This window comes from Rhizobium sp. SVR5-2C, from assembly GCF_056755115.1.
The window spans coordinates 1-25,118 of sequence record NZ_JBNDHT010000023.1; the positions used below are offsets into that span (position 1 = coordinate 1).

General features: G+C 58.7%; 25 protein-coding genes and 1 pseudogene. 12 read left to right on the plus strand and 14 right to left on the minus strand.

Going from position 1 to position 25,118, the window contains the following annotated elements; all coding sequences use genetic code 11:
* Together ACPYOI_RS09095 and ACPYOI_RS09100 are read left to right on the plus strand one after the other, a co-directional pair.
* The coding region (locus ACPYOI_RS09095) for a type I secretion system permease/ATPase (protein ID WP_481422808.1) at positions 1-1,585 on the plus strand (1,585 nt) is incomplete at its 5' end.
* 60 nt (positions 1,586-1,645) lie between these two features.
* Positions 1,646-3,013 carry an HlyD family type I secretion periplasmic adaptor subunit gene (locus tag ACPYOI_RS09100; protein ID WP_481419604.1) on the plus strand — a complete coding sequence of 456 codons (1,368 nt, stop codon included), beginning with the start codon at positions 1,646-1,648 and terminating at the stop codon, positions 3,011-3,013.
* On the opposite strand, the gene ACPYOI_RS09105 is transcribed toward ACPYOI_RS09100, so the two are convergent.
* Positions 2,959-3,666, minus strand: coding sequence for a hypothetical protein (locus ACPYOI_RS09105; RefSeq protein WP_481422809.1), 708 nt, complete (start codon positions 3,664-3,666; stop codon positions 2,959-2,961). The two genes, ACPYOI_RS09100 and ACPYOI_RS09105, sit on opposite strands and share 55 nt — an antisense overlap.
* A 353-nt stretch (positions 3,667-4,019) precedes the next feature.
* Here ACPYOI_RS09105 and ACPYOI_RS09110 point away from each other — a divergent pair, with 353 nt between their 5' ends.
* Positions 4,020-4,517 carry a hypothetical protein gene (locus tag ACPYOI_RS09110; RefSeq protein ID WP_481419606.1) on the plus strand — a complete coding sequence of 166 codons (498 nt, stop codon included), beginning with the start codon at positions 4,020-4,022 and terminating at the stop codon, positions 4,515-4,517.
* Between the two features lie 73 nt (positions 4,518-4,590).
* On the opposite strand, the gene ACPYOI_RS09115 is transcribed toward ACPYOI_RS09110, so the two are convergent.
* Entirely contained in the window at positions 4,591-4,842 is a 252-nt protein-coding gene (locus ACPYOI_RS09115; protein ID WP_481419607.1) for a hypothetical protein, read from the minus strand.
* Between the two features lie 258 nt (positions 4,843-5,100).
* Here ACPYOI_RS09115 and ACPYOI_RS09120 point away from each other — a divergent pair, with 258 nt between their 5' ends.
* Positions 5,101-6,015, plus strand: a complete 915-nt coding sequence (locus ACPYOI_RS09120; protein WP_168831267.1) for a hypothetical protein — start codon at positions 5,101-5,103, stop codon at positions 6,013-6,015.
* 144 nt (positions 6,016-6,159) lie between these two features.
* On the opposite strand, the gene ACPYOI_RS09125 is transcribed toward ACPYOI_RS09120, so the two are convergent.
* Both ACPYOI_RS09125 and ACPYOI_RS09130 read right to left on the minus strand, forming a co-directional pair.
* Positions 6,160-7,155: an aldo/keto reductase gene (locus ACPYOI_RS09125; RefSeq protein ID WP_481422824.1), complete on the minus strand. Its 996-nt coding sequence runs from the start codon at positions 7,153-7,155 to the stop codon at positions 6,160-6,162.
* A 34-nt stretch (positions 7,156-7,189) separates the two neighbouring features.
* Positions 7,190-7,618: a MerR family transcriptional regulator gene (locus ACPYOI_RS09130; protein ID WP_481420250.1), complete on the minus strand. Its 429-nt coding sequence runs from the start codon at positions 7,616-7,618 to the stop codon at positions 7,190-7,192.
* Between the two features lie 235 nt (positions 7,619-7,853).
* Here ACPYOI_RS09130 and ACPYOI_RS09135 point away from each other — a divergent pair, with 235 nt between their 5' ends.
* On the plus strand, positions 7,854-8,108 hold the full coding sequence (locus ACPYOI_RS09135) for a hypothetical protein (RefSeq protein ID WP_481415285.1): 255 nt from the start codon (positions 7,854-7,856) through the stop codon (positions 8,106-8,108).
* Between the two features lie 19 nt (positions 8,109-8,127).
* Here the strand turns inward: ACPYOI_RS09135 and ACPYOI_RS09140 are convergent, their stop codons facing one another.
* A complete protein-coding gene (locus ACPYOI_RS09140; RefSeq protein ID WP_481415284.1) occupies positions 8,128-8,511 on the minus strand; it encodes a hypothetical protein in 384 nt (127 codons plus the stop codon).
* Between the two features lie 230 nt (positions 8,512-8,741).
* Positions 8,742-9,008 (minus strand): hypothetical protein, encoded by a 267-nt coding sequence (locus tag ACPYOI_RS09145; protein ID WP_481422810.1) that lies wholly within the window; start codon positions 9,006-9,008, stop codon positions 8,742-8,744.
* A 277-nt stretch (positions 9,009-9,285) separates the two neighbouring features.
* Here ACPYOI_RS09145 and ACPYOI_RS09150 point away from each other — a divergent pair, with 277 nt between their 5' ends.
* Both ACPYOI_RS09150 and ACPYOI_RS09155 read left to right on the plus strand, forming a co-directional pair.
* Complete coding sequence (locus ACPYOI_RS09150) at positions 9,286-9,408, plus strand: hypothetical protein (RefSeq protein WP_481422811.1); 123 nt, start codon at positions 9,286-9,288, stop codon at positions 9,406-9,408.
* Positions 9,409-9,743: 335 nt separating this feature from the next.
* Positions 9,744-10,154 carry a cupin domain-containing protein gene (locus tag ACPYOI_RS09155; RefSeq protein WP_481422812.1) on the plus strand — a complete coding sequence of 137 codons (411 nt, stop codon included), beginning with the start codon at positions 9,744-9,746 and terminating at the stop codon, positions 10,152-10,154.
* Positions 10,155-10,284: 130 nt separating this feature from the next.
* Here the strand turns inward: ACPYOI_RS09155 and ACPYOI_RS09160 are convergent.
* Positions 10,285-10,671 (minus strand): annotated as a pseudogene (locus tag ACPYOI_RS09160) (SOS response-associated peptidase); the annotation flags it as partial.
* 80 nt (positions 10,672-10,751) lie between these two features.
* Positions 10,752-11,243 (minus strand): hypothetical protein, encoded by a 492-nt coding sequence (locus ACPYOI_RS09165; protein WP_481415292.1) that lies wholly within the window; start codon positions 11,241-11,243, stop codon positions 10,752-10,754.
* On the opposite strand from ACPYOI_RS09165, the gene ACPYOI_RS09170 reads away from it, so the two are divergent.
* Entirely contained in the window at positions 11,142-12,014 is an 873-nt protein-coding gene (locus ACPYOI_RS09170; RefSeq protein ID WP_481422825.1) for a LysR family transcriptional regulator, read from the plus strand. The two genes, ACPYOI_RS09165 and ACPYOI_RS09170, sit on opposite strands and share 102 nt — an antisense overlap.
* A 24-nt stretch (positions 12,015-12,038) precedes the next feature.
* Here ACPYOI_RS09170 and ACPYOI_RS09175 read toward each other — a convergent pair whose 3' ends face one another.
* The 6 genes from ACPYOI_RS09175 to ACPYOI_RS09200 all read right to left on the minus strand — a co-directional run bounded on the left by ACPYOI_RS09175 (position 12,039) and on the right by ACPYOI_RS09200 (position 20,370).
* Entirely contained in the window at positions 12,039-13,529 is a 1,491-nt protein-coding gene (locus ACPYOI_RS09175) for an aldehyde dehydrogenase family protein (RefSeq protein WP_481415282.1), read from the minus strand.
* A gap of 74 nt (positions 13,530-13,603) precedes the next feature.
* On the minus strand, positions 13,604-14,371 hold the full coding sequence (locus ACPYOI_RS09180; protein WP_481422813.1) for an enoyl-CoA hydratase-related protein: 768 nt from the start codon (positions 14,369-14,371) through the stop codon (positions 13,604-13,606).
* Positions 14,368-16,545, minus strand: coding sequence for an acetate--CoA ligase family protein (locus tag ACPYOI_RS09185; RefSeq protein ID WP_481422814.1), 2,178 nt, complete (start codon positions 16,543-16,545; stop codon positions 14,368-14,370). The genes ACPYOI_RS09180 and ACPYOI_RS09185 overlap by 4 nt, the downstream gene beginning before the upstream one ends.
* 48 nt (positions 16,546-16,593) lie before the next feature.
* On the minus strand, positions 16,594-18,354 hold the full coding sequence (locus ACPYOI_RS09190) for an ABC transporter permease (RefSeq protein ID WP_481422815.1): 1,761 nt from the start codon (positions 18,352-18,354) through the stop codon (positions 16,594-16,596).
* A gap of 12 nt (positions 18,355-18,366) precedes the next feature.
* A complete protein-coding gene (locus ACPYOI_RS09195; protein ID WP_481415278.1) occupies positions 18,367-19,401 on the minus strand; it encodes an ABC transporter substrate-binding protein in 1,035 nt (344 codons plus the stop codon).
* A gap of 141 nt (positions 19,402-19,542) precedes the next feature.
* The gene (locus ACPYOI_RS09200; protein WP_481415277.1) at positions 19,543-20,370 is read right to left on the minus strand and encodes a p-hydroxycinnamoyl CoA hydratase/lyase; all 828 of its coding nucleotides are present in this window, start codon (positions 20,368-20,370) and stop codon (positions 19,543-19,545) included.
* 413 nt (positions 20,371-20,783) lie between these two features.
* Between ACPYOI_RS09200 and ACPYOI_RS09205 the strand changes: the two genes are divergently transcribed.
* The 4 genes from ACPYOI_RS09205 to ACPYOI_RS09220 all read left to right on the plus strand — a co-directional run bounded on the left by ACPYOI_RS09205 (position 20,784) and on the right by ACPYOI_RS09220 (position 25,118).
* Positions 20,784-21,878, plus strand: coding sequence for an ABC transporter ATP-binding protein (locus tag ACPYOI_RS09205; RefSeq protein ID WP_481422816.1), 1,095 nt, complete (start codon positions 20,784-20,786; stop codon positions 21,876-21,878).
* A 92-nt stretch (positions 21,879-21,970) separates the two neighbouring features.
* Positions 21,971-22,855: a YghX family hydrolase gene (gene yghX, locus ACPYOI_RS09210; protein WP_481415275.1), complete on the plus strand. Its 885-nt coding sequence runs from the start codon at positions 21,971-21,973 to the stop codon at positions 22,853-22,855.
* A 677-nt stretch (positions 22,856-23,532) separates the two neighbouring features.
* Positions 23,533-24,171 carry an aldehyde dehydrogenase iron-sulfur subunit PaoA gene (paoA, locus tag ACPYOI_RS09215; protein ID WP_481415274.1) on the plus strand — a complete coding sequence of 213 codons (639 nt, stop codon included), beginning with the start codon at positions 23,533-23,535 and terminating at the stop codon, positions 24,169-24,171.
* Positions 24,168-25,118 carry an FAD binding domain-containing protein gene (locus tag ACPYOI_RS09220; RefSeq protein ID WP_481415273.1) on the plus strand — a complete coding sequence of 317 codons (951 nt, stop codon included), beginning with the start codon at positions 24,168-24,170 and terminating at the stop codon, positions 25,116-25,118. The genes paoA and ACPYOI_RS09220 overlap by 4 nt, the downstream gene beginning before the upstream one ends.

Genomic DNA, 25,118 nt, shown 5'->3' on the forward strand with positions numbered 1-25,118 from the left:
GCTCATCATGCTGACAGTTCTGGCCGCGGCCGCTCTGTTCGTTCTGGGCGTGCTCGACAGCCTGCGCAGTGCGGTAATGGTCAGGATGAGCTGCTGGCTGAACGACAGGCTGGGGCCAGTACTGATCTCGAGTGGCGTTCGGGCCCGGCTGGTCGGCGACAGTGCCGGCGCACAGCCTCTGCGCGACCTTGCCCAGGTGCAGTCCTTCCTGTCCTCGCAAGGCTTGACCGCGCTTTTCGATGCGCCGTGGACGCCCGTCTGCCTCGCCCTGATTTGGCTGCTTCATCCGGCACTGGGAATCTTTGCAACCGGCGCAGCACTGCTTCTGGCGCTGCTCGGACTGCTCAATGAACTGATGACCCGGCAAGGGTCTCATACCGCCAGCACGACCCAGATCGCGGCGTTCCAGCAGGCCGATTCGATGATCCGCAACGCCGAAGTGGTGCGCGCAATGGGAATGCTTCCCGGATTGCTCGAACGCTGGCGCAGGAGCAATGATTCCTCGCTCGAGGCAACCCGCTCCTCGGCGGAACGCGGCGCCACCATACTCGGGATCACCAAATTCCTGCGCTTCTTCGTCCAATCAGCCACACTCGGGCTGGGCGCCTATCTCGTCCTGCAGGGGGAAGTGTCCGGCGGTACCATGATCGCGTCGTCAATTCTGCTTGGCCGGGCGCTCGCGCCGGTGGAGCTCGCGATGGGAAGCTGGCGGAGCTTTCTTGCGGCGCGGATCGCCTATGACCGCCTGAAGTCGCGCCTGCAGGCCATCCCCGCCGAGCCACAAAGGACGCGTTTGCCCGAACCGCTCGGGAACATTTCGCTGAAGAATGTCTCCTACTCCGCGCCCGGGGCCAAGGCGCAAGTGCTGGACAATGTCAGCTTCCGCGTAACGCCGGGCGAAGCGCTGGCAGTGATCGGGCCATCGGCCAGCGGCAAGAGCACGCTGTGCCGTCTGATTGCCGGGATAGCCGCACCGTCGGGAGGAGAAATCAGGCTCGACGGATCCGAGCTCCACCACTGGAACCCGGAACAGCTGGGCCGCTATGTCGGCTATCTGCCGCAGGACGTGGAGCTGTTCTCCGGCTCCATTCGCGACAACATCTCACGCATGGCGAGGGCGGACGACGACGAAGTCGTTCAGGCAGCGATGCTGGCGCATGCCCATGAGATGATCCAGCGGCTGCCGCAAGGTTACGAGACGCCGATCGGTGATGCAGGCGCGCGGCTCTCGGGCGGGCAGCGGCAGCGCATCGGCCTTGCGCGTGCCGTCTTCGGGAATCCGAAGATCATCATCCTGGACGAACCCAATGCGAACCTCGACCAGTCCGGCGAGACGGCGCTTGCTGCAGCGGTGAGGGCTCTAAAGGAGCGTGGCGCCGCCCTCATGATCGTCGGCCACCGCCCATCGACCCTGGCTCAGGCCGACAAGATATTGTTTTTGCGCGATGGGCGGGTCGAAGTCTTCGGCACGCGCGAGGATGTTCTCGGCAAGCTTCGGCTGGCAGGCGGCGAATCAAAGCGCCGGGAGTTGCAGCTGCGCGATAGCTCGGCAGCTCCGCCACGGGCGATGGAAATAGGCGAGTGACCCCGCATGGACCGGCACGATCGCGGCGCTCTCAATAACCTCGGATCGAAGGACTACCCCGTGACAAACAGTAGATCGAATGTCGTTGCGCTTCCGGGAAGCACGATGCTGCGTCAAGAGGCTCTGCCGGAACTCACCACGGTACGCGAAGCGATCAAGGGCCCCGTTCGGCTTGGTTTTGCCGTGATTGTTGTATTCGTCCTTGGCGGTCTTGCCTGGTCCCTGCTTGTCCCGATTGCGGCTGGAGCGGTTGCGCCGGGCATTATCAGCCCGGACGGCAGCCGGCGGACGGTACAGCACCTGGAAGGCGGTATTATCCACGCGCTGAAAGTCAGGGATGGGGATCTTGTGCGAGCGGGAGATCCGCTTCTGATGCTCGAAAGCACTCAGGCGGCCGCGGCGAACGAACAGCTTCTGGAGCAGTCAAGAACCCTTGCAGCAACGCGGGTGCGTTTGCTGGCCGAACAGGTGGGCAGCGACGCGCTTCACTTTCCGGACGAAATGCTGGCCCGAGACGATGCCGGGCTGCGCGAGGTCATTCAGGGGCAGATCTCGATCTTTGAGATGCGCCGGGCATCGCTTGCGGCCCAGCTGCAGGTTCTCGACGACCGCGAGAAACAGTTCCAGGAGCAGATTAGCGCCCTGGAAGCACAAGTGCAGGGTGCCGACCGACAACTCGAACTCATCGCGGAGGATCTTGCGGCGAAGGAGAAGCTCCTTGGCCGGGCTCTTGTCACCAAGCCGGAAATACTGACGCTTCGTCGCTTCGAAGCCGCCCTTCAGGGCGACCGCGGCGAGTATCTCGGCGAGATAGCCGAGACGCAGCAGAAAATCGGCGAGATCGCGACCCAACGCATCTCCCTCCGCGCCACCCGGGCGGAGGAGGTCTCGACGGAACTTGAAAAAGTTCGCGCGGAGATGGCCGGCGTATCGGAACGCCTGAGCGCAAGCCAGGATATCCTCGATCGAACTACCGTGACCGCTCCGGTCAGCGGCAAGGTCGTCAACCTGCATTTCAAGTCGATCGGCGGCGTCATTCTCCGCGGCGAGCCAATCCTCGATATCGTCCCCACGGAAGAGCGGCTGCTCATCGATGCGCGGATAGCTCCTGGCGATATCGACGTCGTAACGGTGGGGCTCACAGCGACTGTTCACCTCACCGCATTTTCCAGCAGGGGCCTGCCGCGTGTGCAAGGCGTGGTCCGAAGCATTTCCGCCGATCGCATCGTCGACGAGAAGACAGGCCAAGCCTACTATCTCGCACGCGTCGAGGTCCCGCGCGAAGAACTCGCCGCGCTCGACAAGGGCATGGTCCTCGTTCCGGGGATGCCGGCGGAGGTCTTGATCGTGACCGCCGAGCAAACCGCCTTCGACTATATGGTTGAACCTTTCCGCGCAGCCTTTCGCAGAGGCTTCCGGGAAAGCTGAGGATGCCGGTCGGGCTGCCATTCCCGCTTCACGTCTTCCGCTTCGCTCCGGCGTGGTTCTGGCGTTTGAAACCGCACAAGCACGCGCAGGATAAAGCGCGGATAAGTGCCGGCGGCATACCGGATGCGCAGTTCGACCCTGGCGGAGCCTCCGTTTGGCTTCTCGGGAGAATTCGAGCTCTGCGCCGAAAGGATGAGCCGCGCGCGCCGCATCGCCGGCTGCAGCACAGACGGCGGGAAGAAGTGTCCGCCGTTCAGGATGAAGGTGAGGGCCTTAAGCGCGAGTTCCGGAGCGATACTGGTCGGCACGAAGCCTCTTACTCCGGCCTCGAATGCTTTGGCCATCTCGCCCGGATCGTCGAGATCGGAAATGACCACGACCGGCACTTTCACAGCTCGTTCGACAAGTTGCCGGAGTGAGATATCCAGACCCGCGCGGAAGACCGACGTGTTACCGATGTTCACGAGGATCATGGCCCGGTCGCCCGGCGGGTCCGCTAGGCACTCGACGCCGGAGATCTGTCCCAGCTCGATGCTGGCGCCGCAGCCGTCAGCCCAAGGCGTAAGCAGGGACGCGACAGCGGCGCGACGCAGACGCAGGTCGTCTATCAGCAGGATGACCGACTGCAGGGCAAGTTCGTTTGTTTTTTGCATCGACGCTCCCATGTCATCCACCGCGGAGCCGCGCTGATGCGCGGCAGGGCGTTGACGAAGCAATATTACGACAGCGCCGGAGAATTGTTTAGATCACCTTGTGGAACGGAAACGGCATTCACCTTTGTATAACAGCGGTTTACCGTTAGGAGGTGTCCCATATTTATAGAGAAGTCGTTCGGCTTTTGTTTCGTCGGTAGCAATAACGATGTAGTACGCAATAATCATCCGTTCGCCGTTTGCACGCTGGAAAGAAAAGCGGCTGGCAGTACCATCGAGAGAGCTCAATGAGTGCGCGGCCACTATCGCTGCAAGCGGCGGTTCGGGCTGGAACGGGACAAGTAGGACAAGCGGTGGCTGCTGTGGCAACGTCGAAGATTGATTTCTCCGCAGCGACGGAGTGGGCGGGACCGCTTATCGCTTATGCGGATCCTTATATTTCATTCGTGCTTGCCGCGATGATAGCCCTGCCACTGCTGATTGCCCTGTACTCGGGCCATGCTGCCAGTGTGATGGAAGCATTCGTCTTCGGCCTGCTGGGTTTGTTCGCGGCGGGCGAGGGGGAGCCTGTTTTCGTCCTGCTTTTCTTTGCAATGGCGGCTCGCGCGGCAGTCAACGGTTTCCGCCGGCGAAAGGACGAGCACTTCCAGGTGGAGATCAAGGAGGACATCGGTGACCTTCGCAGAAGGGTCGATGACTTTCTTGACGCGCTCGACCGCCGCACAAAGGACCTCGATCTGGCCATCGCGGACGCGACGCCCAATCGTGACCCGAGTGAGGCCGACGGGGTGGAGGAGCACGGCGGTACGCCGACGCGGCTGCATAACGGTCCTGCAGATTCGCCGGTCTGACTTCGTTGTCGAGATGATGAGGGCTCGCCGCGGCAGGCGACTTGCGCATGTGAACTCGCTTCCGGCTCTGACGCTATGGGTCCTCTTTCCGTTGGTCGGCCGCTTCTGCTTCCTCAGATGAGCTCTTGTCCTTGTCACCGACGGGAGCATCTGACTTGCGCAGATGAACGCGCACGCTCCGCAGCAGGACGAACCATGCCAATGCGATCAGGCAAACCCCAATTATTGACCAGGGCAGCACCCAGAAATCCACGACGCTCTCCCCTTTGCGACGCGGCCGCACCAAAATTGGAATGGAAAGAATGCGCTGAATCGCGCCGCTCATACAGCGCTCAATGGGAGATGCGTCTGATGAGGTAGATTGGATCCAAGTATTAATCAGTAATAAGCATATGCATCCGCCATGACCGCGCTGACACGCCGGTTCGTAGAACCGCATTGGAAAGACTATGTTTTCTTCTGGTAGGATTAGTGTGTATTATTAGCGCCTACTAACGTGGGTCCTGACGAACAGCGCAATGACAAACCGTAAGCAGAGACGTCTACCTTGATTTAATGACATTACCGGGTGGTTCAAATCAGCATGTTCAAGAAGATCATGATAGCGCTCGGAATTACTGTCGCCGGCTTTACACTCGGCGGTCTTCTTGTGCGCATCGCTTCTTGGCCGCCTGTGCCCAGAAGGGTTCAGGCCCGAATGCCCGGCTTGCAGTCGCGATTGGCGGATTGTCTCGGCGCGTTCGCCACATCGGCAGCACGGATGGCCTATTTTGCGCGCTCTTCGTGGAAGCGGCACAACCAGACAAAAGCGGCCCTCACTCGCGCATTTCCAAATGAGCACTTCGTCAGCCGCGTCTATGCCAGCGAGGATGGCCGGTACGGGTATCTACCCCTACGTGCCGGGGATGACATCTGGGACGAAAGGCACAAGGATCTCCATCAGGAAACGCGTTTGACGGCCCCCAGGCTCGGCGGGCAGGCCGGGCTCTACGACTTCGTTTTTGTCGAAAGAACCAACGGAAAGGGCTTCTCAGTCCTCCCGGCGACCTCAACGGAATGTTCCGCAGATATCAAGGTCATCTTCAAATACAGCGCGATGCGACGGTTGCTGATCTCTATTCTGGTCACGGTGCACCGCGTGTTTTCAGAAATCACAATCCCCGGGGTTGGACCCGCGCTAATCTCGTTTTGCGTGTCTTCGGTCAGCGCGATCCGGTTTGACCAGGAAGAACGATGGAAGGATTACTGTTCAACGGCGCTCTGGCCTTACGTGGCGATGCAAACGCCAGAATTGCCTGCGCCTCCATCGGGACTTTTTATCGGAGCTCTTGAAATAACTGCCGAACGCTCGAAGAGCGCTCCGCCAATCACGTTTCGAGAAGAGATCGCATACGGCCCGAAAGAAGCGGGGACGGCCATTCTCCAGACGATGCATCTCTTTCCGTTCGGAAGCCTGAAACAAGCGACGCTTGAGGAACCCAGGTTCATCGACGACTAGGGCTGAGGAGGGCGGTGCGCCGTTAGAGCCGCATAAGTCTTACGATCAGTTCGGGCCAGCTCCCGATGACCACTAGGCTCCAGCCAACTCCTTGTGAGATGTTTGATGCCACCGGAGTGGCATCAAACGAAACGGTATCTCGGCTCACTTCTTGGTCACCCAGGCGCCTGCATCGCCGTAGCGTTTGCCGGCGAATTTCTCCGGTGCCAGCATGTCGCCGAGCACCTCGAGCTCTTCAGGTGAAAGCGCGATATTCGCAGCGGCAATGTTCTGCTCCAGATGCGCGATCTTGCGTGCACCGGGAATCGGCACGATGAAATCTCCCTGGTTGATGACCCAGGCGAGTGCGAGTTGCGCAGCCGATATGCCCTTCTCGGTCGCCATCTCCTCCAGCAGCTTCACAAGCGAAGCGTTGGCGGCCATGTTGTCTGCGCTGAAGCGGGGAAGATTTCGCCGGAAGTCGTCGGCGCCGAAATCATCCGGCTTCTGAAGTTTGCCCGTCAGGAAGCCACGACCGAGCGGACTGAATGGCACGAAGCCAATGCCGAGCTCACGGCAGGTGTCGAGTATTTCGCCTTCCGGATCTCGGGTCCAGAGCGAGTACTCGCTTTGGAGAGCCGAAATCGGGTGGACAGCGTGCGCCCGGCGGATCATCTCGGCTCCCGCCTCGGAAAGGCCAAGGGCGTGCACCTTGCCTTCCTTCACGAGGTCCGCCATGGCGCCGACGGTGTCTTCGATCGGCACCTGCGGATCGACGCGGTGCTGGTAGAAAAGGTCAATCACCTCGACCCCGAGCCGCTTCAGCGACGCCTCGGCCACTTCGCGGACGTGTTCCGGCCGGCTGTCGACGCCGGACATGGCATTCACGCCCTCCTTGCTCGCGTCGATCCGGAAGCCGAACTTCGTGGCGATCACGACTTTGTCCCGATAGGGCTTCAACGCCTTGCCGACCAGGATTTCGTTTTCGAAGGGGCCATAGACCTCAGCCGTGTCGAAGAAGGTGACACCGCATTCGACGGCCCGGTGCAGTGTTCGAACGGACTCCTTCTCGTCCTGCCCACCGTAGGCGTGGCTCATGCCCATGCAGCCGAGCCCGACTGCCGAAACGGTGAGATGAGGGCCGAGTTTACGTGTCTTCATCGCAGTGCTGGCATTGCGGCCGCTTTCGTTACCTTCAGCGAGCGTTGGCCCGCCGTGCTCCAACCGGCTTTCGTCGGCGTTCTGGTGGTGCTGCGTCATAGTCCTTCATCCTTGTCGTTGTGCCGGCATAGCCGGCGATCTTGTTGTCGAGGACGAGAAGGCAATCCGACAATTCGGCAAGGCGGGCCCGCACGCGTTCGCGATGCTGTTCCAGCAGTATCCGTCGCTCCGCGTCCGTGCCGACGCCGCGCTCCCGCAAGGCTGCATAGCGCAACATCTCCCGGATCGGCATCCCGGTCTCCTTCAGGCGCCCGAGAAATTCGATCCAGTTCAGGATTGACGCATCGTAGTCACGCAGCCCCGATTGGTCCCTGTCCGCAAAAGGAAGCAGCCCGATCCGCTCATAGTAGCGGATGGTATGGGCCGTTAACCCCGAGCGTTTCGCCAGTTCACCAATCTTCATGGATGTCTTCTTTCGCCACGACGCTTCCAAGGCTAGGGGTTAGAGCGCACTCTAAGTCAAGGGGCAAAATGGTATTGCTGTTCTTCTGGCAGAAGCGACGGCTGTATGCGCGGCATCGGGCCGGATCGCGAGCCTTGTTCCATTCGGCACTAAGGTCGGGAGGCGAAGCGGTATCCGCGCTCAAAGCAAGTTTCGCGGATCTCATGCGGCCAATGGCGTTGATTGGAGCCTCCCAATGCCGGTCCTCGACCCTGCAAACGAATTCGCACGTTCTCTCGCCAAAGTGCTGGTGGACGAAGGGCATGACGCATCTGCTGATCTGGCGGCACACAAGGTTCATGCGGCGGAAACCTTCGCGACGAAGGCAGGGATGCAGGAGCAAACCGCCCGACTGCTTCGCGCCACTGGAGGCGTGGGCAACCGCATTGACGGGCTAATTAAACGGCTCGATCGCTTTTACGAGAACCAGCCGCGCCGCACGCGCTCTTAACTAACTACCGCCCCATCAGCTAGCTGCCCGAGGTGCGCTTTTTGCTCCGGTATTTAAACGGGTTTCTAGCCGCTTCTTCTCTTGCGAGGGCTACTAAATCGAAAATTTGAGCCCTGCTTAAATGCGGATATGCTGTTCTAACTTGCCTTACGAGATCCCTAAACTCTCGCTCTGACATTTTTGCACTGGGGTCAAACAGCTTGTCTTTGAGATAGTTGGAAACTGGTTTGCATAAATAGAGGCCCGCAACGGTACCCACGGCCCCAAGGGCTACTACGCCTAGGGGATTCATAGATTTGCGACCAACTTGCAACCCGACACTGGCTGCGCCGGCGACGCAAAGCGCGTAAGCCATGTGACTCCTGAAGTTTTCAGGAAAGAAGTCGAAATCATCAAGCGACATTCATCCTAGCTCCCTGAAAACGGAGGAAGAATGAGTAGGCCATGTTCGCGGTGCAGCATCAACTCGTCAATTAGAGCTAACGTGCCACCGCCCCATCATCGTGGAGAGGCGGCAGTGAGGGTGTCGAACAGCGCCGCTACACTGCCGATGCCTTGAAGCGCATCGCCCCTGTCATCACGGCGCGATAACGCAATTCGATTCATCGAAGCGGGGGATCCTTCAACCGCGCCCTATCGATAGCAAACGCGGGTCGACCTCGTGACCCATCTATCCTGACGTTCGCTATAATATCGCTCCTTCTTCGTGTGGCAGGAGGCATTCTGCGGCCGGTAACGGTCGCGATAATAACGGTGATGGTAACGCGGGTAGCTGTGATAGCCGGGACCGACATAGACCCCGCTCGGTCCAACCCGGAAAACGGTATCGGCAAGCGTTGGAGCTGCGGTACCCGTCAATCCAGTAAGCGCGACAATGGCTGCGATTAAGAGCTTTCTCATGTTCATCTCCATCCAAGTATCCGATTTGTCAAACACGTGCTGTCGCGGTGACAATCAGAAGCTTTCACTGTTTTTTCCTCACGTTGTAGTTGGAGGATCAACGAGGGAGATGAGAAACGGTTCCGTGCTTGGACTTCAGTCCGAAGGCGGCGGGACGAACGTCTCGCAGCGATAGTAGTTATTGCGGCAGCGCGCGGGAACGTGGAACGAAGTGGGATTTGCAAATGTTAGGCTGAAGCGAGCACTCAATTCGGGCCGGCTGATGAGAATATTGTTGATGCTGATAATCGCGGCGATGATAGCCTCCGTCCTGGATATCCTCGTCGTGCAACCATTCGATCGAGGGAACGGCAAGAGCGACACGCCTCCGGCGGTAATCCAGCAGCCCGAACCGAAGTAGGCTTTTGCCAGGCGCCATGATACCGAGAAGGGCCTGCCATGGCAGAAACGGACCCTTTGCCGGTTGGACCTAGTCGGGAAGAAGGGACGGCACCACCCACTCGATCCGCTGCTTCAATAGACAACTTTGTTCCTGTGCGGAAGCGCACGGTTGTCCGTTCAGTTGGGCTTGTAAGGAGAGAGCTTCGTACGCACGTGCTCTTACCGCCGGACAACGGTCATGGTACGTTCCTCCGGTTAACAGGGCCAGTCCCTTGGGACAAAAATGAACGCACCTAGCTAGGCGCTTGGTTCGCCATAGGGTTGCGAAGGCCCGATCACCTAGGGAGAAGCCTCATGTTCAGACCCACTGTTGCTGCAATATGTGTCGCATCGGTAGCTGGGACCGGATTCGCCGCTGACAAACCGCATAACGCCAAGGTCACCACGGTTTTCGACCACAAGCTTCCGAACGTTCCCGGGAAGAGCATGCGGGGCGTCCTGGTTGAATACGGTCCCGGTGGATCTAATCCCTCGCACACACATGCCAAGAGCGCCTTCATCTATGCAACGGTGATCGAGGGCCGCATCAAGTGCCAGATCAATGATGGCGAGCTCAAGGTCTACAATACCGGCGAAAACTGGATTGAGTCCCCTGGCGACCACCACCTCGTCAGTGCAAATGCCAGTGAGACGGAAAATGCAAAGATCCTTGCGGTCTTCGTAGTAGATACAGAAGAAACGGAACTAACTATCCCCGACAAATGATGGACTCAGTAAAGAAGGATGATCAGCAAGGCGCAGAGCGGACTTCTGGCGCCTGACATGGACTCTTCAAGCACTCTCTGATGATGTACTGAGGGCATGACAATGGCCCTCGGAGGACTGCAGAGCCTCTTCAGAAAAGCTGCCGCACGTCGCTGGGTAGTCTCAGATCAGTGTCGGGGTCGATCTGTTCGATGATATCGGGGCCGTCGGTCTTCGGTGATCCGACTTTTCTGTCGATCGGCCACATCATCATCAGTTCGGACAGGAACGGCTTCATCAGGTCGTTTGGATCCGGCTCTGGAGAGAGCCAGCGATGATGATCTTCGGGATGCAGAATGACCGGCATGCGGTCGTGGATCGCAGCCATCATCTCGTTCGCCGGGCAGGTGACGATGGCGAACGTGCGGATTTCGATGCCGGCCTGATCTCGGAATGTTTCCCAGACGCCGGCAAGGGCAAAGGGCTTTCCCGACTTCATAGCAATGGCATAGGGCTGCTTGTTCTTGCCCGTTCCGAAAGGCACGGATGGAGGATGGCGAAGGCACCGAGAGTGGGAGCCCTTGGACCTTGGTCCACTACACAGTCACGCTGATTAGCCTAGCTGTTGAGTGGCATCATCTTTTTGAGGACTTTCAGCGCATCGGTATGCGCGTATTGCATTTTCAAATGTTCTAGCAACAACCAGTGATGCGAGGATTGCACTGTCCGCGCGCCTTTTCGATCGCATAGGGCCAATATTTGAGAGTGATTTATAGCATTGCCGAGGCCATATGCCGGCAGTCTTTCGATTTTCATCGAAACAGGGGAGGGAACATGATGAAGCAAATGCTCTTGCTCCGCTGCAGAATTTCGGTCCAAAGTAAAACTTACCGCGTAGCCCATGCACATCTGAGGTTTGGCGAGACTTGAATCGTGATCGTCGCGAGGGAGGAAGCGATAAATTTTCGTCAGCTTACCTATTTCCGTAAAATAGTCGAAGCGGGAAATATTACCGCAGCGGCAGAGATATTGCGCCTTGCGCAACCCGCGCTGGGGGCGCAGATCCGGCGCCTCGAAGAGGAGTTGAATGTGGAGCTCATCGTTCGGCATTCCCGGGGGGTAACGCCGACGGAAGCAGGCAAGGTGCTCTACAAGCATGCCCAGCGCATTCTTGATGATCTCGAGCAGACGACGCGGGAGATGAAGGTCCTGAGCAGGGGAAGGCCGGAGCAACTGCGCATCGGCGTGAACTCCAGCATGATCCTTGTTCTTGGTCCCGATCGGCTGATCGATACGGGGCAGACCATACCCAACGTCGTCGTCAGCGTCCTGGAGGAGCGTACGGCGGTATTGCTCGACGCGCTGACACAGGGACAGGTCGATGTCGGCTTTCTCAACAATATCGATGAACAGACGGATCTGGAGCGAAAGGCCATTCTTGAAGAGGATCTACTGCTCGTCACCGCGCCAAATGCAGGACTGGACGACGATACGATCAGCTTCTCCGAGGCGTTGAAACATGACCTTGTGATCGGCGGCGAGCGCAGTGTTCTTCGCCACATCGTCGAAACTGAGGCCCGCAAGCTCGCCTTGACCCCCCGCATCGCCTACGAAGTCCATTCGCTGACCTCTATGAAGGTGATGATCATGGGCGGCGCCGTCGCATCCGTGATGCCCTATGGTGTCGTTTGCAAGGAGTTGCGGGAGGGGACCCTGGCAGGACGCCGGATTCTGCGTCCAGCATTGACGCGTATTCTTTATGTGGTGCGCCAGCGCCATCACAGCGGTTTGATGGATGATCCGCGGGTCGTGACCTATCTCGACGGGCTTGCCGACGCCTATGTCGATATTGCGGGCGCCTGGGCCCGGCGTATCATGTGAGAGGCCGGGCCGGTTTTCAAAGGCTCAGTATGAGATGTTCACGTTCTTAACCTGCGTATAGCTGAGCAGTTCCTCGGTCGAATGTTCCCGGCCGATGCCGCTGCTCTTGAAGCCGCCGAAGGGGGCTCCCTTAAAACGCTTGTTGCCGTGTCCATTGATCCAGATATAGCCGGATTCCACCGCATCGGCGAACCGCAACGCGTTGGTCAGGTCATTGGTCCAGATATTCGCACAGAGACCGAATTCGCTGTCATTGACCTCGTCGAGCATTGCGTTCGCACTATCCCAGGTGACGACGCTCATGACCGGGCCGAAGATCTCGTCGCGCTCGACGCTCATGCCGTGCCTGACATCGTCAAGCACCGTCGGATCGATGAAGAACCCGGACTCCAGATCCGCGCCCTTGGAGTGCGCTCCGCCGTAAACGACGCCTGCGCCTTCGTTTCGACCCAGATCGACATAGCGCATCACGCGGTTATATTGCTTGCGGGATACGACCGGACCCATCTGGGTCTCGTCGAGTTCCGGCAGGCCCACTTTGATTTTCTCCACGCAGGCAATCACTTCCGAGAGGAATGCATCGTGAATGTCCCGATGCACGAAGACGCGCGAGTTCGAGCCGCATGACTGTCCCTGCGATCGGGTGAAATTCATCCCCGCGACGGCCGCAGCCGCTGCCTTGCCGATATCGACATCCGGAAAGACGATGAGGGGGTTCTTGCCGCCGAGTTCCAGGCTGACAGGTTTGATGCCCGCGGTACTGACGATCGCCCTGCCAACCTCGACGCTCCCCGTAAAGGCCACGCGCCGGACGTCCCTGTGCGCGACAAGAGGGCCGCCGCAATCCGGCCCGTTGCCGACGACGATGTTGACCACGCCGGGTGGCAGATGCTCTTCGACAAGCCGGCCGAGAAAAAGTGCCGAAAGCGGCGTTTGCTCGGCCGGCTTCAGCACGACCGTATTGCCGGCGACCAGTGCCGGGGCGATCTTGCCGACGGCGAATGAAATGGGATGGTTGAAGGGAATGACACGGGCGACAACCCCGAAAGGTGTCGGACGGGTGTAGTTAAGCCCGCCGCCCGGCGTCGGGATGGTTTCGCCCTTGATCTCCATGCCGAGGCCGCAGAAGAAATCGTGCAGCCCGGCACCCTTTTTGGCATCGTCGATCATTGCCGTGAAGGGATTGCCGCTATCGAGCGTATCGAGCATGCCGAATTCACGGGCCCATTTGCGCACGCCGTCGGCAAAGGCCTTCAAATATTTCGCGCGCTCGTCGACATGTAGCCGGCTCCAGGCAGGAAAGGCCTTCTTGGCAGCTGCAACAGCAATGTCGACGTCCTCCGCGCCTGCATCAGGCACCTCGGCGAGAACCTCGTCATAGGAAGGATTGATCGTCCTTGTCCGCTTTCCGGAGCGGCTGTCGACCCATTGGCCCCCGATCATCATCTTCCAGCCACGGGTCTCTTTCTCAGCTATTTCCATGACTTCGCGAGCAAATGGATTGGCCGTCCTCATCTTCAAATCCTTCAAGGTAAATATTCGGTCCTTCCCGGACCGATCTCATGAGATCCGATGTCGTCCGCCGGGTCCTACCTTCGGTACCAGGCCGGCTTGCGCTTCTCGCGAAAGGCGGCGAGTCCCTCGATAGCTTCGGCGGAGCGCTCAAGTCCGGCGGGCGTTGCCCTTTCTATTGGGAAAAGCTTCTCCTGCGAAGGGTTCGCGAATTCCGCCAGGGTTTGCTTGAAATCGGCCAGAGCGCCTGGCGCATTGTGCAGGAACGAGTCCACAAGGGCTTCAAGTTTCGTTTCGACGGCATCCGCCGCAACGACCTGATGGACCAATCCCAAATTCCAGGCCTCGCCGGCTGTCATGCGAACGCCCGAGAGCCCGTAATAGCGCAATGCCCTATTGCCGATGGCGCGTGTGATCAGCGCGGCAAATCGCGGCGAGGGAGCGATTCCGACACGCAACTCGGACATTGCAAAGAAAGAGTCCTCAAGCGCAAGCACGGCATCGCAGCAGGCGACGATCGCCATCCCGCCACCGACGCAGCCGCCATGAACCACCGCAATCAACGGCTTCGGCAGGTTGTCCAGCCGGGCGAGGACCTGATTGAAAGTCACGTCGCCTTCCGAACGATGCTTGCTACCAGATGCATCTGCTCCGGTGCAGAAATGCCGACCATTGCCGCGCAGGCCAATGACGCGAACCTCCGGATCTTCGGCTAGGGCTGCAAAGCAAGCATCCAGCTCCTTTAGCATCGTTGCATCGTAAGCATTGCCCTTGTCGGGGCGATTGAGCGTAACCGTGACGATTTCTGCCTCACGCGCGGTCGTGATCGTCGAGGGGTCCATCATCTTACCTCCTCTTTCAAGACGACGAGCGCGTCGAGTGCAATGATCCCCTTTTGGCCCGGCACAGCGACGACAGGATTCAGATCGATGCTCTCCAGCCGGTCGCCAAGATCGGCAGCAAGTCGCGAAAGGCCGAAAAGTGCATCGACGACGGCATCGTGGTCGCATGGCGCGCTGCCCCGGAAGCCCGCGATCAGTTGGCTCACCTTCGTTCTGGCAACCATTTCCTCGGCCCGTGCCCGGGTAAGGGGGACCGCACCGAAGGCGACGTCCTTATAAAGCTCGAGCAGTATGCCGCCGGTGCCGAACATGATGACCGGGCCGACTTCCGGATCCGATTGCACGCCGAGCGCCACTTCGACGCCCTTTCCGAACTGTTCGGCGACAAGAACTCCCTCGAAGGCGGCATCCGGCCTGGCGGCGGAAAGGCTGGTACGAATTCGTTCGAACGCGCTCTCCACGGAGGCACTATCCCGGATATCGATGACCACGCCGCCGACTTCCGTCTTATGCTGGACATCGGGTGAAACCAGCTTCAGCACGACAGGATAGCCGATTGTATTGGCGGCAGCGGCCGCAGCTTCCGCGGTTGCGGCAAAGGTTTCCCGAGGGCCGCGAATGCCATAGGCGTCGATCAGGGCCTTCGAATCCGCCTCTCCGAGGATACGTCGGCCATCGGTTACGGTTCCAGCCGCCAAGATCGAAGAAAGAGTGTCGGATTGCGGCGTTCTCTCTTCTTCGGGGATCGTTCTGTCTCGCTCCCTGGCGATGTTCCAGCGGCTGACCGCAGCGATCGCCCTCAGGGCGCTGTCGATCTCATGCAGGACTGGAAGATTTGGAAATGTCTGGCGGTAGTCCCTCGTATAATCCGTATACATGTAAGAGGCCATGGAAACGACGGCGACCGGCTTTCCACCGGGAGAGGACGCGATATCGTCGACCAGCCTCAAATTGTCTGCCTTGGCATTTAGCCCTTCGCGGGACGGCAACTCCTCCTGCACGACCAGAAGGTCGAGGTTGGGATCCTCCTTGAGGATCTCAATGCACTTCAGATAGGCCTCGCCGCTGGTCAGTGCCGTGAAGCCGGCATCGAAAGGATTGCCGAGAGAGGTGCCGATCCCGACGATTTCGCTGAGGCGGCTGAGCGTTTCCGGGCTCAGTTTTGGAAAGGAGATGTCGTTGCGCGCCGCGGCTTCGAGCAGTAGCCCCTTGAAGCCGCCGGAAAAGGTGATCGCGCCTACCCTTGGGCCGTCGGGAAGCCTGCCATGGGTCAGCAATTCGACGACCTCGACGATGTCGTCGATCGTATCGACACGGATCACGCCGGTGGCGGAAGCCACGGCGTCGAAACAATCGAGCGAGCCCGCAAGCGATCCGGTATGGGCGAGTGCCGCCGCACGGCTTTCCTCGGATCCGCCGATTTTCAAGAGCACAACCGGCTTTCCGGCCCGGCGGGCGGCCATGCAGGCCTCGCGAAATGCAATGGGGTTCTTGATCGCCTCCACATAGCCGACGATGACGCGCGTATCCTCGTCTTCGGTGAGGTAGCGAATATAATCTGCCGAATTGAGGCCGATTTCGTTGCCGACCGTCAGTGCATAACCTGGCTGGATGCCTCGCCCGAGCAGCGCACGATAGGAAGCCGTAACGATGCCGCCGCTTTGACCGAAGATGGCGACCGGGCCACGTTGAAGTTGGTCGATGCGCGTATCCGTCAAGGTCATTAGCTTATGAGGTGCTGCGAGATTGCCGAGGCAATTAGGTCCTGAAACCGCAAGACCGGATTCCGCGATGGCGGTACGCAAAGCCGAACCGAGTTGAAGACCTTCGCCATCATTACCTTCGCCAAAGCCGCTGGAGAAGATCGTTGCGCTTCGGGCTCCCGCCGCACCCGCTTCTCTGATGACGTCGATGACGGCTGCACCTGGCACGAGGATGACGACATGATCCGGGGGCTCGGGCAGATCCGAAAGGCTTCGGTAGCACGTCTTGCCACCCCAAACGGTCTCGCTGCGAGGGTTGACGGGATAAATCGCGCCATCGAACCCCGTACGGGTCAAGGATCCGAAAACCCGCTTGGACCAACTTCCCGGCTTGTCACTTGCACCGACGATGACGACATTGCGAGGCGAGACCAGCGCTCTGACGCCTTCGGCACCCATTCTTGCCATATGCATTTCTAACACCTTCATTTCTGGTCCGATCATCAAACGGACCGCAATTACTTAGACAGAGCCTTGAGTGATGCCCGCGCGCCGCATGACCGCGTGGAGGATAACGGCGAGCAAAGTCATTGCGACGGTCCACATTAGGCCGAAGGCCGCAAGTTCCGGAACCTGGCCGTTGCTCCACAGATCGAACATTGCGACCGAGATCGTCTGTGAACCCGGGCCTGACAACAGGATCGGCAACGAGAGCGCACGCGTGGACAGGAGGAAGATGAACAACCATCCGGCAAGCATTGCCGGGCCGAGCAGCGGCATCACGATACGATAGAAGCCGCGCAGTGCCGATGCACCCGACATTGCTGCAGCCTCCTCGAGCTCACGGTGAAGCTGCAGCATCCCGGCGTGGCTGTAACGTCCGCCGAAGGGCAGATAATTGATGATGAGTGCCCAAATGATGATCCAGATCGTTCCGTAGATACCGACAGGCAGAGCCAGGAACAACTGCATGACGCCGACACCCAGCACGATACCGGGAATGACCAAGGGTATGTTCCCGAGATGGTCGAGAATGCGTGCGCCGGGAACGTTTCTTACCGACAGCCAGGCGGAAAGCACCGTCAAGCCCATCACGATCGAGGCAGTCACCATCGCGACGATGACCGTATTGATAATGAGGCCGCCGTAATGCGATGTCTCCAGGACGTTGATGTAGTTGACCAGAGAGAAGGACGAGATCGCCGACATCCGAACACCCTGATAGAAAGGAAGCAGCGACACCCACAGGAGCATTGCGAGAGGTAGCATGACGAGCAGCATGAAATTGACAACCAGAACCGCACCCGCAAAGGCACGCCACTTTCCGAGCCGGAAAAGATTGGGCCGAAAATTTTTGCCCGTGACGGTCGCGAAACGTTCGGCATTGCGGGTAAGGCGTCCGTAGAACCAGAGCAGCCCGACGACGATTACGAGAAGGATGATCGACAGGGCGCTGGCCGTGCCGGTGTCCGGCGGGATCTTGCGGTTCATCAACTGGTAGATGTCGGTCGTCAGAACGCGCACATTCGCGGGAACGCCCACCAGCGCCGGCACTTCGAATGCTTCGATCGTGCGGACGATGACGAGCATGAGAAGGGCCACCACCGATGGCATGGAGAGGCGGATCGTGACCCGTCGTACCGTGCGCCAAGCGCTGGCTCCGCACATCCGGGCTGCTTCCTCGAGTTCCGGATTGAAGTTCCTCAGCGTCGCACACAACAGCATGAAGACCAGCGGCGACCAGATCAGCCCTTCGATCCAGATCATGCCGCCGAAGCCATAGACATTGATGAGCACATTGTTCGTCCCGGTCACCGCCTTGAACCACGTATTGAATGGGCCGGAGCGCGCAAGAAGCATGAGCCAGGAGCTCGTATAGAGGACGTAAGGTGTTCCGAGCGCAATGAAAGTAGTGATGTAAGTCAGCGACTTGAACGGAGCATCGGTCCTTTCGACCAGCCAAGCCGCGACCCCGCCAATCAGCAGCGCGACAAATGCGCTGCCGATCGCAAATATGAAGGAGTCGCCGATGCTCGTCAGCAGACCACTTTGGCCGAGCAGTACTGCAAAACGATCGAAAGTGATGCGGACGACGCCATTTTCTTCTGCGGTGAAGGCGCTCTCCAGAAGGAAATAGACGGGCGGCAGAACGAGAACGGCAACGAGCAAGCCCACGATGACAAGGACAATGCTTTTTTCGCTGGGTATAAGCCTGAGCGAATGCCGGCGCTCCTGGGTCAGGGTGCTGTTTTCAGGGACGGTAGTTGCCGAACTTCTGTTCATCAGGCCGGCCTCCTAGCGGAAGAGCTGGTTGTAGATGTCCACCCAGGCCGGCATTTCCTTTTCCAGCTGTTCCGGGGTTTTGACGATCAGTTTGTAACCGCCTTCATGCGGCTGGAGCGTCGGGTCTTTCGGCCGCACGGAATCGACCACCGGAATATAGTCGGCGTCACGATGCAGCTTCTGACCTTCGTCCGACAGCAGGAATTCCACCAGAAGCCGGGCAGCGTTCGGATGCGGCGCATCCTTCGTTACCGCGGCGATCGAAAGCGTGCCAAGCAGCGGGCTCATGCGGATCCAGGAGACAGGCGCTCCCTTGCCGGCGCTGATGACGGCATGATGGCTGAACACATTAAGAGCTAAGGAATATTCGCCGGCGACCACTTGGTCGAGAACCTGGCGTGCCGCAACACCGAGGCCGACAGGCTGTTGTTCGGCAAATTTCTTGAGGAATTCCATACCTTTTTCCTGGCCCCTATCGGCAAGAACGAGGCCGATGAAGCCGGGCGCACCGGAGGCGGTCGGATTGGAATTCCAGGCGATTTTGCCCTTCAATTGCGGGTTCAGCAGATCTTCGTAAGTCTTCGGTTCCGTACCCGGAGGGATGAGTTCCGTGTTGAAGGCCGGTGACATCACATAAAGATTGGTCGCGACCCAATAGCCGTCTTGGTCGATATATTCGGGAGGTAGGGCGCTGGCATTCTTCGGAAGCCAGTGTGCGACGAGGCCCGCATCCTTCAGCGCGCTGATGCCATTGGTCAGCGTGAAGACATCGGCCTCCATGTGGCCGGCTTTCCCTTCGTTCAGGATGCGCAGGACGGTGTCGGTATGGTCCGTCCTGAGATAGTTGACCTTGATCCCATATTTCTTTTCGAAGGCCTCCGAGACCGGGACAACGAACTGATTGATGATCTGCGTGGCGTAAAGATTGACTTGGCCTTCCTTCTTGGCCGCATCAATGAGTGCCTGATCGGGTTCTTCGGCGAAAACCGATGTGACCAACGTGCTGAGAGCAAACCCTGTCGCCAGGGCCAAACCTAGTTTCGTCATCGATTTCCTCCTAAAAGATGACAGGTTGATCCAATGCCGACCAGGCTCCCACCTGGTCATGCTTTTTGCTAACTTGTTAAGTTAGATGCCGGGCCATCAGCTTCCTGAGAGAGCTCCCCGGGACTGAGCTTTCGCCTCCGACTAACGCTGATATTGCGAAAGGCCGGGCTTGAAGCTCTTTTCGTCGAGAAACTGCTTCATCGCCTTCTGCCGACCGCCTTCCGGATCCTTGAATTTCAGTGCGTCGCTCTTGGCGGTGAGATAATCGAAGGCCTGCTCCTTCGTCATGTTGCGAACCATCCGCACGGCCTCCTTCGTATATTGAACCGCGGCCGGGCTCTTTGCCTCAAGCTTGCGGGCAAGCCCCAGAACCTCGTCACGAAGATTTTCAAGCGGAACGGAGCGGTTGACGAATTTCATCGCCGCGGCTTCCTTCCCGGTAAACTGATCGCCGGTGACCGAATAGTAGATCGCATCGCGATAATTCATGACCTGGGTAATGGCCCAAGCGACCAGTCCACCCGGAATGATACCCCAATTGACCTCGGACAGACCAAAGGTCGCATCGTCGGCTGCGATTGCGAAATCGCAGGCGATGACTGGCGTGAAGCCACCGCCAAAGCAGTAGCCGTGAACCATCGCAATCGTCGGCTTCGAGAAATTCGAGAGCCTGTCCCACCGCCAGGTGTGGGCGGCCCGGCGCGCCCGTATCCGAGCCTTCGGATCGTTTTCGGTGCCGCGGAAATAAAGCTTCAGATCCTGCCCTGCACAGAAATTTCCGCCCGCACCGGTAATAATGACAACTTTGGTGTCGTCATCCATTTCGGCCCAATCGAGCGCATCACACATGTCCATATGCAACTGCGGGCTCATCGCATTGCGCTTGTCCGGACGATTGAGGATCACGAAGGTCGTGGCACCGTCCCGCTCGATCTTCACATTTTCAAGAGTAATCGGTTCAGCAGTCAAATCTTCCTCCCGTCGCAGCCGAAGACGGCGCGACCTCTCAACGTCACTTTCCTGAGTCGCAGAATGCAAAGGCCTGAGCCATCGAGGCGCCATCCTCCTGTCAGCCTTTGGCCGATGAGCGCCCGTGCAAAAGATTGAAATCCAATTATCGCGGCTTGCACAACAACAAAAAACCTTTGGATGCTACAAGAAAAACTTTGGTTGATTCAGCGCGATAGCCACTGGATCATGCATGTCAGACGTCTTTTGCGGGTAGCGGGCGGCATCGAGTATGGGGGTGCGTTCTTCATTCGACGCCGTTGGAGGAGATCCCGCCGACGACAACGCCAATGCTGCGGCTTCGTTTCCCGTCGCCATGATCGCCCAAAGCGGTCACGATGACGCACGGGCGATGGTCTGTTGGGAGGAATTGAATGCTTGCTGTGAGAAACTTGGTCACGGCTTACAAGACGGCTGGAAAGCCTGTCATAGCCGCCGACGATGTGACGTTTGAAGTTCCTAGGGGTTCCCTGTTCACGCTCCTCGGTCCGAGCGGCTGCGGAAAGACAACCACCTTGCGCTCCATCGCCGGGTTGGAGAGGCCGGTGTCGGGAGAAATCCGCGCCGTCGACCGCGTCGTGTATTCATCGGCCGGCAATGTTTTCGTCGCGCCCAATCACCGCGGTTTCGGCATGGTCTTCCAATCCTACGCAATCTGGCCGCATATGACTGTTTTCGAGAACGCTGCGTTCCCACTGGAGGAGAAGCGACTTTCGAAAAAAGAGATCCGCGACAAGGTTATGAAACTGCTCGAGACTGTCTCTCTCGACCAATATGCGGACAGAAACGCCACGCGCCTGTCAGGTGGGCAACAGCAGCGGCTTGCGCTTGCGCGTGCCCTTGCGATGGAACCCAGTCTTCTGCTTCTCGACGAACCGTTGTCGAACCTCGACGCAAAACTGCGCGAAAAGATGCGCTTCGAGCTGAAGCAAATGCAGCGGAACCTCAATATCACGACGATCTATGTTACTCATGATCAGGCCGAGGCCCTTTCCCTCTCGCACCAGATCGCGGTCATGAATAGAGGCAAGATCGTTCAGATCGGCTCGCCGCGCGACATCTACGAGCGCCCGGCGACGACCTTCGTCGCCGACTTCATCGGCAATACCAATTTCGTGAGCGGCAACCTGCGTGAGCGGAGAGACGGCCACCTTTTGATCGACACACAAATGGGTGTACTCAGCGTCAAGTCGACGATGGATGTGGCGGTCGGCAATCGCGTATCGCTCGCGATCCGTCCTGAAAACCTGTATCTCTCCGACAAACCCATTGAGGACGGCAGCGAAAATCGCTTCCAAGCAATGGTGGCGGCCAAGAGCTTCCTCGGAGAAACCCTCGAATTGCGGCTCGACATTAACGGTGCTGAGCTTCTGGCGCGTGCCCATCCCTCGCTGCCTTCGCCTGTTGGAAAGCCTCTTCATATCGCGATCGATCCCGGCAAGTGCACGGTGCTTTGCGACCCCGCCTGACAGAGAATATCTCACAACGCATAAAGCAGGACGCAATTCAGTTTGCGCCTGGCGGAAGAATATTGACCTTCCCCATAGGCACCGGAGTTCGCATGAGACGCCTTACCTCGCAGGACTTTCCACAAGAGCTTCTCGATCTCTATGACGGCTATGCGCATGGTGAAATTACAAAATATCAATTTCTCAACCGTGCCAAAAAATATGCGGACGGCGGTTTGACGGCGGCGGCCATTCTGGCTTCCATGAGCCCAAATTATGCGCTTGCACAACAGGTCGAATTCGACGATCTGAATTTACAAGCCGAATATGTGACTTATCCATCCCCGCATGGGCATGGCCAAGTGCGAGGATATCTCGTCATGCCGACCACCGGAAAAGAAAGACTTCCGGCTGTCGTTGTCGCCCACGAGAATCGAGGGCTTAATCCCTATATCGAGGATGTCGCGAGGCGCATCGCCAAAGCGGGATTTATCGCGCTGGCGCCCGACGGCCTGACTTCCGTGGGTGGCTATCCCGGGAGTGATGAAAAAGGCAGGGAGCTTCAGCAGAAAATCGATCCCGATAAACTGAGAAGTGATTTCTTTGCCGCGATCGAATATTTGGCGAAGAGCGAGCACACAACCGGAAAGGTCGCCATAATCGGCTTCTGTTATGGCGGAGCCATAGCAAATGCCGCGGCGGTCGCTTTTCCTCAACTTACTGCCGCCGTTGCCTTCTACGGCCGTCAACCGTCGCTTCCCGACGTCTCGAAGATAAACGCGCCTCTGCAACTACACTATGCAGAACTCGATCAGCGCATCACCGAAGGATGGCCTCCCTATGAGGAGGCGCTCAAAGCCAGCGGCAAGACCTATGAGACCTATGTCTATGCCGGTGTAAACCACGGATTCCATAATGATTCGACGCCACGCTACGATGAAAAGGCGGCTGTTTTGGCTTGGGATCGCACGGTGGCTTGGCTCAAGAAATATCTCTGATACCAATCCCCAACTTATCCTTTATCGATAAATCTCGAAAACCCGTAGCGTCTCGCGATCGACATCCGTCCGAAGGAATTCCGGACGATCATAAAGCATGATCAGGTTTGGGTGCGGCATCGGCCATGCAAATCGAGAGGCTTCGGAAGGAGGTCACCGAAAGGAGATATGCCCTAGAGGTCGTCAAAGAAGCTGCCAGGGCGTGGTCGACCGAATGGGAAACCCTCTGCGGTGGATGCTGGCTTCGCGAACTCGGTCAAGCTCCAAATGTCGGCGCCGTTGCAGAGATCCTGAGTGTTCTCGAACGGTTAGCCGGCGGCTTTTTCGCATCTCCCGCGACAGCGCGATCCGGTCGATCGGGAGTCGGACGCTCGCGGCGGCTATCGCGCTATGGCCTACCGTCCTGTTCCGAAATGGCGTTCGGGTCAAAGCTGATGCTGTCCTACACGCTCGACATGTGGGACTTCAACGAGTCCGTGATCGGCTTTTTCTTGAACTGGGCCTCGATAATCGGACTTCCCGCAGTGCGCGCTCACGCAGCCAACACTTATTTATGAATGGCATCGATAAGGCCATGCGGCAGATGGCACTTAATCATTGCTGTTGAAGGCCCTATGTCAGGAAACAACCTGATTGCATTTCGCCTTAGCTCACCCACGCCACCGACGGGAGCCGACATGTCGAATTACAACCAACTGGAACTTTCTCGCCGAGAGCTTCTTATATCCTCCGCAGCTACGGTCGTGGTCACGGGGACCGCTGCAAGTAGCGCGGCGGCCCAGCCAGCGGAAGACGATATGAAATTCACGACGCCTGTGGCGTTCACCGTTAACGGTGAACGGCGGGAACTGGAAGTCGACAACAGGACGACGCTCCTCGACGCCTTGAGGGAACACCTGCATCTCACCGGGACCAAAAAGGGCTGCGACCACGGCCAATGTGGAGCCTGCACCGTCATAGTCGACGGTCACAGGATCAACTCCTGCCTGACGCTCGCTGTCATGCACGGGGGTGACGAGATCACCACGATCGAAGGTCTCGGGCAGCCCGGTAATCTTCACCCGATGCAGGCGGCCTTCGTCAAGCATGACGGCTTCCAGTGCGGCTACTGCACGCCCGGTCAGATCTGTTCCTCAATTGCTGTTCTCGAAGAGATCAAGGCGAATATTCCGAGCCATGTTACCGCCGACCTGACAGGCCCGGCGAAGCTCACCGCCGCCGAAGTCCGCGAACGCATGAGCGGCAACATCTGTCGCTGCGGGGCCTACTCCAACATCCTGGACGCCATCTCGGAAGTCGGAGGGTTCGAAGTATGAGAGCCTTTACCTACGAACGCGCCACCTCCGTTGAAGGGGCTGCAAAAGCGGCCACGTCCAATCCGGATGCAAAGTTCATCGCCGGGGGCACCAATCTTCTCGACCTGATGAAGCTCGAGATCGAACGGCCGGCCCACCTGATCGACGTGAACGGGCTCGGCCTCGACAGGATCGAACCGACCAAGGAGGGCGGTCTCCGCATCGGTGCCCTGGTCAGAAACACGGCGCTTGCCGCGCACGAGACGGTGCGCCGCGACTACGGCCTCCTATCACGTGCCCTGGTCGCAGGTGCGTCCGGCCAGCTTCGCAACAAGGCGACGACTGCCGGAAACCTATTGCAGCGGACACGCTGTCCGTACTTCTACGACCCGAACCAGCCGTGCAACAAGCGTCAGCCAGGCAGCGGCTGCTCGGCAATCGGCGGCTTCACCCGACAGCACGCGGTGGTAGGAACGAGCGACGCCTGCATCGCCACACATCCGAGTGACATGGCGATCGCCATGCGGACGCTCGACGCAGTGGTAGAGACCATCAAGGCGGACGGGACGACACGCTCGATCCCGATTGCCGATTTTCATCGTCTTCCCGGAGAGACCCCACATATCGAGACCGTTCTCGAAGCTGGCGAGTTCATCACCACTGTCGTCCTTCCACCGCCGATCGGCGGCAAACACATCTACAGGAAGGTAAGAGACCGCGCGTCCTACGCCTTTGCCCTCGTGTCGGTTGGGGCGGTCATCCATCCCGATGGTACGGGCCGTGTCGCTGTCGGCGGCGTCGCCCATAAGCCCTGGCGCGTCGAAGAGGCTGACGGAAAACTTCCGCAAGGCACCAAGGCTGCAGTCGCCGTCCTGATGGCAGACGCCCGTCCGACCGAGCAGAACCGCTTCAAGGTCGACCTCGTCGAGCGTACACTCGGGGCTGTCATCGCGGAGGCAAGGGGGTAA